This window comes from Mycobacterium montefiorense (assembly GCF_025823255.1).
Taxonomy (GTDB): Bacteria; Actinomycetota; Actinomycetes; order Mycobacteriales; family Mycobacteriaceae; genus Mycobacterium; species Mycobacterium montefiorense.
In genome coordinates this window covers 337,158-343,559 of the sequence record NZ_JACKVL010000009.1, presented here as the reverse complement: position 1 = coordinate 343,559, position 6,402 = coordinate 337,158, and the positions used below count along the sequence as shown (strand labels likewise).

General features: G+C 67.5%; 5 protein-coding genes and 1 pseudogene. 4 read left to right on the top strand and 2 right to left on the bottom strand.

The window, feature by feature from the left end:
• Positions 1-41: 41 nt before the first annotated feature.
• Positions 42-1,412, top strand: a pseudogene (locus H7K34_RS09220) (HNH endonuclease signature motif containing protein); the annotation flags it as partial.
• 132 nt (positions 1,413-1,544) lie between these two features.
• Here H7K34_RS09220 and H7K34_RS09215 read toward each other — a convergent pair.
• A complete protein-coding gene (locus H7K34_RS09215; protein WP_264061592.1) occupies positions 1,545-2,309 on the bottom strand; it encodes an SOS response-associated peptidase in 765 nt (254 codons plus the stop codon).
• A 54-nt stretch (positions 2,310-2,363) separates the two neighbouring features.
• Between H7K34_RS09215 and aroA the strand changes: the two genes are divergently transcribed.
• Both aroA and rsgA read left to right on the top strand, forming a co-directional pair.
• Positions 2,364-3,653 (top strand): 3-phosphoshikimate 1-carboxyvinyltransferase, encoded by a 1,290-nt coding sequence (gene aroA, locus H7K34_RS09210; protein ID WP_264061563.1) that lies wholly within the window; start codon positions 2,364-2,366, stop codon positions 3,651-3,653.
• Positions 3,650-4,642 carry a ribosome small subunit-dependent GTPase A gene (gene rsgA / locus H7K34_RS09205; protein ID WP_264061562.1) on the top strand — a complete coding sequence of 331 codons (993 nt, stop codon included), beginning with the start codon at positions 3,650-3,652 and terminating at the stop codon, positions 4,640-4,642. Before aroA ends, rsgA begins: the two co-directional genes overlap by 4 nt.
• On the opposite strand, the gene H7K34_RS09200 is transcribed toward rsgA, so the two are convergent.
• Positions 4,629-5,102: a winged helix-turn-helix transcriptional regulator gene (locus H7K34_RS09200; protein ID WP_264061561.1), complete on the bottom strand. Its 474-nt coding sequence runs from the start codon at positions 5,100-5,102 to the stop codon at positions 4,629-4,631. The genes rsgA and H7K34_RS09200 overlap by 14 nt on opposite strands.
• A gap of 88 nt (positions 5,103-5,190) precedes the next feature.
• On the opposite strand from H7K34_RS09200, the gene H7K34_RS09195 reads away from it, so the two are divergent.
• On the top strand, positions 5,191-6,378 hold the full coding sequence (locus H7K34_RS09195; RefSeq protein ID WP_264061560.1) for a thiolase family protein: 1,188 nt from the start codon (positions 5,191-5,193) through the stop codon (positions 6,376-6,378).
• Positions 6,379-6,402: the final 24 nt, after the last annotated feature.

The window sequence follows — 6,402 nt, the reverse complement described above, 5'->3', positions numbered from 1 at the left end:
GGCGGGGTGTTTTGTCGGTGGGTCGGTCTAGTTTCGTCAGTATGAGTTGCGGTGTCATGGTCGACGGGGAGACGCTTTCGGCGGCCTTCGATGTGCTCGACACTGCGCTGGAAACCGTCCTGGGCGCCGATCCCGAGATGCTGTGCAACCCGGAGCGACTGGCAATGCTGGCCCGTTACGAACGCGCGCGGCGGCGGCTGTGCGCGGGTGAACATGCCCTGATCAATCAACTTGCGCAGCAGGCCACCCCGGCCGAGTTGGGCGGCAAGCTTTCCCATGCCCTCGCCGATGCGACGTTGATCAGCCGCGCCGAAGCCGCCCGCCGGGTCCGCGAAGCCGCCGACCTCGGCGAACGCCGCACCCTGACCGGCGAACCCCTACCACCAGTGCTGGCCGCGACCGCGGCCGCGCAACGCGCCGGCCGGCTGGGCCGCGAACATGTCGCGGTGATCCGCCGCTTCTACCACCAGCTGCCCGGCTGGATCGACATCGATACCCGCGCGCACGCCGAAGCCGACCTAGCCCGGCTGGCCACCCAGTACCGGCCCGACCAGCTCGCCGGACTGGCCGACCGCCTCACCGACTGCCTCAACCCTGATGGCAGCTTCAGCGATGACGACCGCGCCCACCGGCGCGGTGTGACGTTGGGCAAGCAGCAGGCCGATGGCATGTCGGCGTTGAGCGGCTGGTTGACGCCGGAGGTCCGCGCGTCGTTGGAGGCGGTGCTGGCCAAAGTGGCCGCCCCCGGCATGTGCAACCCCAATGACCAGACACCCTGCACCGACGGGACGCCTTCGCAGAATGCCATCGACCATGACGTCCGCAGCGCCCCCCAACGCAACCACGACGGCCTGGGCGCCGCCCTGCGCGCGCTACTGGCATCCGGGAAACTGGGTCAGCACAACGGATTGCCGGCCTCGATCATCGTCACCACCACCCTCGCGGAATTGGAAGCAGTCACCGGCCACGGCAGCACCGGCGGCGGCACCCGACTACCCATCAACGACGTGATCCGCCTAGCCCGCCACGCCCACCACTACCTCGCAGTCTTCGACAACGCAAAACCGGTGGCCCTGTATCACAGCAAACGACTCGCCTCACCCGGGCAACGAATCGTGTTGTACGCCAAAGACCGTGGCTGCAGCGCACCCGGCTGCGACATCGGCGGCTACTACTGCGAAGTCCACCACATCACCGACTACGCGCAATGCCACACCACCGGCATCGACAACCTCACCATGACCTGCGGCCCGCATCACCGCCTGCTCCAACCCCAAGGCTGGACCACCCGAAAACACCCCAACGGCGACACCGAATGGATCCCACCCCCACACCTCGACCGCGGCCAACCCCGCACCAACACCTACCACCACCCCAACAAACTCCTCCTCAACCCCGACAACGACGAGCCGGCATANCACCCCAACGGCGACACCGAATGGATCCCACCCCCACACCTCGACCGCGGCCAACCCCGCACCAACACCTACCACCACCCCAACAAACTCCTCCTCAACCCCGACAACGACGAGCCGGCATAGCGACTACAGCAGGGTGATCTGTTCGGGCTCCGGCTCGGCCGGCTCTAGCAGTTGGGGTCCGTCATTGCGCACGCTGTTCACCAGCCGCGACACCTCACGCAACTCGATGCCGCGCACATCCGGAACCTGGGCCAGCAGCTCGGCGTCCAGCGGGGCGTCGGGATTCAACCAGGCGTCCCAGTCGCGCTCGGTGAGAATCAACGGCATCCGGTCGTGTACCTCAGCCAGCTCCCCGACGGCATCAGTGGTGATGATCGTGCAGCTCAAAAGCGGGTCTTCTTCTTTGCCCGGCTTCCAGACCGACCACAGGCCGGCCATGAACAGCAGTTCGCCATCGTCGCGGTGCATAAAGAACGGTGTCTTGGCGGTCTTCTTGCCTGCGGCGTTGTCCGCATTGGGCCGCCATTCATACCAGCCGTCCATCGGCACCAGGCAGCGTTTGCTTTTCGCCGAACCGCGGAAAGCCGGCGAGGTGGCCACCTTGTCGGCGCGGGCGTTGATCAGCAGCGGACCCTTGTTGTCCGGAGCACCGTCCGCATCGGCTTTGACCCAAGGCGGGATCAGTCCCCAGCGCATCATCCGCACCCGGCGAGTCGCCTCGTCGTCCGGCTCGCTGTGGCGGGTCACCACCGTCGCGACCGTGGTCGTGGGGGCCACGTTGTAGTTGGGTTCCGCCGCACGCTCCGAGGTACCGGTAGCTTCGTCGATCGCCTTGATCTTCTCGGCCAGCAGGGCTGGATCCGTCGTGACCGCAAACCGTCCACACATGACTTCCATGGTGCCCGGTACCCACGACACCCGCCGACACGGCAGGATGAAGCCGTGACCACCGAGCCCTGGACGGCCCCCGTCGCGCCGACACCGGTGCACGCGACCGTGACCGTTGCGGGCTCCAAGTCGCAGACCAACCGGGCACTCGTGCTCGCGGGCCTGTCCAGCGCGCAGGGCCAAGAACCCTCGACGATCAGCGGCGCGCTGCGCAGCCGCGATACCGACCTGATGATCGGCGCGCTCACCGCACTGGGATTGCGGGTGGACGGGGACGGCTCCGAACTGACGGTCAGCGGCCGCCTCGACCCCGGCCCCGACGCACGTGTGGATTGCGGTCTGGCCGGCACCGTCTTGCGATTCGTGCCGTCGTTGGCGGCGTTGGCCGACGCCGCGGTGGAGTTCGATGGCGACGAACAGGCCCGCGCCCGGCCGATCGCGCCGCTGCTGGACGCACTGCGCGACCTGGGCGTTCCGATCGAGGGAACGGGCCTGCCGTTCCGGGTGCGGGGCGGTGGATCGGTCGCGGGCGGCACCGTGGCTATCGACGCCTCAGCGTCGTCGCAGTTCGTGTCCGGCCTGCTGTTGTGCGGCGCGTCGTTCAGCAATGGCCTGACCGTGCAACACACCGGCACGTCGCTACCGTCGGCGCCGCATATCGCGATGACGACCGTGATGCTGCGCCAAGCCGGAGTCGACATCGATGATTCGGTGCCCAACCGTTGGCAGGTGCACCCCGGCACCGTCGCCGCCCGGCACTGGGACGTCGAACCCGATCTCACCAACGCCGTTCCGTTCCTGGCGGCCGCCGTCGTCACCGGCGGCAGCGTGCGCATCACCGGCTGGCCGGCGACCAGCGTGCAACCCGCGGGTGACATCCTCGACGTCTTGGGAAAGCTGAATGCCGTTGTCACCCATACAGATTCATCGCTGGAAGTACAGGGCTCGGCGGGTTACGACGGCTTTGATGTCGACCTACGGGCTGTCGGAGAGCTGACGCCGTCGATGGCGGCGCTGGCGGCACTGGCGACACCGGGGTCGGTGTCGCGCCTGTCCGGCGTCGCCCATCTGCGCGGACACGAGACCGACCGGCTCGCCGCGTTGAGCGCCGAGATCAACCGGCTCGGGGGCAACTGCTCCGAGACGGCCGACGGCCTGGAGATCACCTCGACGCCACTGCATGCCGGGATCTGGCGCGCATATGCCGACCATCGGATGGCGATGGCCGGCGCGATCGTCGGGTTGCGGGTCGCCGGAGTTCAGATCGACGACATCGGCGCTACCTCCAAGACGCTGCCGCAGTTCCCGCAGCTGTGGGCACGCATGCTGGAGTCCAGCGTTTGAGGCCTGGCGACTACGACGAGTCCGACGTCAAAGTCCGATCCGGCCGGGGTTCACGACCCCGGACCAAAACCCGTCCCGAGCACGCCGACGCCGAGGCGGCCATGGTGGTCAGCGTCGACCGGGGCCGCTGGGGGTGCGTGCTGGGTGGCCAACCCGATTACCGGGTCACCGCCATGCGGGCCCGCGAGCTGGGCCGCACCCCGATCGTGGTCGGCGACGAAGTCGACGTGGTGGGCGATCTGTCCGGCCGGCCGGACACCTTGGCCCGCATCGTGCGGCGTGGACCACGGCGAACAGTGTTGCGGCGCACCGCCGATGACACCGATCCCACCGAGCGGGTGGTTGTCGCCAACGCCGATCAACTGCTCATCGTGGTGGCACTTGCCGACCCGCCGCCGCGGACCGGTCTGGTCGACCGGGCGCTGATCGCCGCTTACGCCGGCGGGTTGACGCCGATTCTGTGCCTGACCAAGACCGACCTCGCCCCGCCCGAGCCGTTCGCCAAGCAGTTCGCGGATCTGGACTTGACGGTGGTCACCGCGGGCCGTGACGATCCCCTGCTGGCGGTGGCGGACCTGCTCGCCGGCAAGATCACCGTTCTGCTCGGACATTCCGGTGTCGGCAAGTCGACATTGGTGAATCGTCTTGTGCCAGAGGCTGGTCGGGCCGTCGGAGAGGTCACCGATATCGGCAGGGGCCGGCACACCTCGACGCAGTCGGTGGCGCTGCCCCTGACGCCGACGGCCGCGGGTTCGGGCTGGGTGATCGACACACCGGGCATCCGCTCGTTCGGGCTGGCGCACATCCGGCCCGATGACGTGATGCTGGCCTTCTCGGATCTGGCTGAGACGGTGCAGGATTGCCCGCGCGGCTGCGGCCACATGGGACCACCGGCGGACCCGGAGTGCGCGCTGGACACACTCTCGGGCCCCGCCGTCCGCCGCGTCGAAGCGGCCCGGCGGTTGCTGGCAGCGCTCAGGGAGACTTAGTCAGCCGCATGCCGAGTTCGTCGGGCGGCACCAGATGGCCCTCGGTGCACCGGATTTCGACGCTGGCCTCGGCGCCGCAGCCCAGATGTGTCAGCCGCAGCCTATTGTGGCCCGGCAAATGGTGCCTTCCCCACTCGAAAAGCGCCCAGACTACCGGCATGAAGCCTTTGCCGGCTTCGGTCAGCACGTATTCCTCGCGGCTGCGCTGTCCCGGCTCCTGATAAGGCTGGCGCGCCAATAGGCCTAGGTCGACCAGCTCGACCAGTCGTGCGGACGTGGCCGCCTTGGTGATGCCGACCCGGCGGGCGAAGTCGTCGAACCGGGTGGTGCCGTAGTACGCCTCGCGCATGATCAGCATCGCGGATTTGGTGCCGACCACCGCCATCGCCTTCTCAATCGCACACTCACCGACCGCCGACCATTCCTCCCGGTCCCTAAGGGCACCCTGCAGAAATGTCATCTAAATCACCTCCCGTCTGGGTTGATTTTAGTATACCTAGGCGTTTTGCTGGGTATACCGAGACGTACCCAGGACTCAAGGAGGAGTCATGACCGCATTCCAAGGCCGCGACGCGGTGATCGTCGGCGCCGTCCGCACCCCCATCGGCAAGGGCAAGGGCAGCGGCGCACTGCACGACGTGCTGCCTGTTGACCTGTTGGCGCACAGCCTGCGCGAACTCGTGGCCCGCACCGGTGTGGACCCGGCACAGATCGACGACGTCATCGCCGGTGCGGTCACGCAGGTCGGCGATCAGGCGGTCAACATCGCGCGAAACGCGTTGCTGGGAGCGGGTTTCCCCGAGTCGGTTCCCGGCGTCACGATCGACCGCCAGTGCGGCAGCAGCCAGCAGGCCATTAGCTTCGCGGCTCAGGGCGTGATCGCGGGTGCCTACGACATCGTGATCGCCGCGGGCGTGGAATCGATGAGCCGCGTACCGATGGGCACCCAGGTATTGCCGGGCAGCGACCCGTTTGGCGAGGGTATGGGTGCCCGCTACCCAGAAGGCCTTGTGCCGCAGGGCATCAGCGCCGAGCTGATCGCCGCGAAGTGGGGTTTCTCGCGCACTCAGCTCGACGAGTTCTCCGCCGGCAGCCACGACAAGGCCGCCCGCGCCACCAAAGACGGGCTGTTCGAGAACGAGCTGACTCCGGTCGCCGGGCTGCACACCGACGAGATCATCCGCCCCGCCACCACCGTGGAGACGCTGGCGACGCTGAAGCCGGCGTTCTACAGCGAGAAGATGGAAACGCGCTTCCCGCAAATCAATTGGGAGATCACGCCGGGTAACTCATCGCCGTTGTCCGACGGCAGCGCCGCGGTGCTGATCACCACCAGTGAGGTCGCCAAGAAGCTAGGCCTGCGTCCGCTGGCCCGCATCCACACCACGACCGTGGTAGGCGACGACCCGCTCTACATGCTGACGGGCGTCCTCCCGGCGACCCAGAAGGTGCTACAGCGGGCCGGCCTGACGTTGGCCGACATCGACCTGTTCGAGGTCAACGAGGCCTTTGCGCCCGTGGTTCTCGCCTGGGCTCATGACATCGGGGCCGATCTGGCCAAGACGAACGTCAACGGCGGGGCCATCGCGATCGGACACCCGTTGGGCGCCAGCGGTGCCCGCATCATGACCACGATGGTCAACGCCCTGGAACAGCGCGGCGGTCGCTACGGCCTGCAGACGATGTGTGAAGGCGGCGGCATGGCCAACGCCACCATCATCGAGCGACTGGGCTAGTAACTTCGCCGCCAAGACTGGCAT

Excerpts from the sequence above, each read along its gene's own strand:
- H7K34_RS09215 (WP_264061592.1), bottom strand. The coding sequence starts at position 2,309 with ATGTGTGGACGGTTTGCGGTCACGACGGATCCAGCCCTGCTGGCCGAG.
- H7K34_RS09195 (WP_264061560.1), top strand. The coding sequence starts at position 5,191 with ATGACCGCATTCCAAGGCCGCGACGCGGTGATCGTCGGCGCCGTCCGC.
- H7K34_RS09200 (WP_264061561.1), bottom strand. The coding sequence starts at position 5,102 with ATGACATTTCTGCAGGGTGCCCTTAGGGACCGGGAGGAATGGTCGGCG.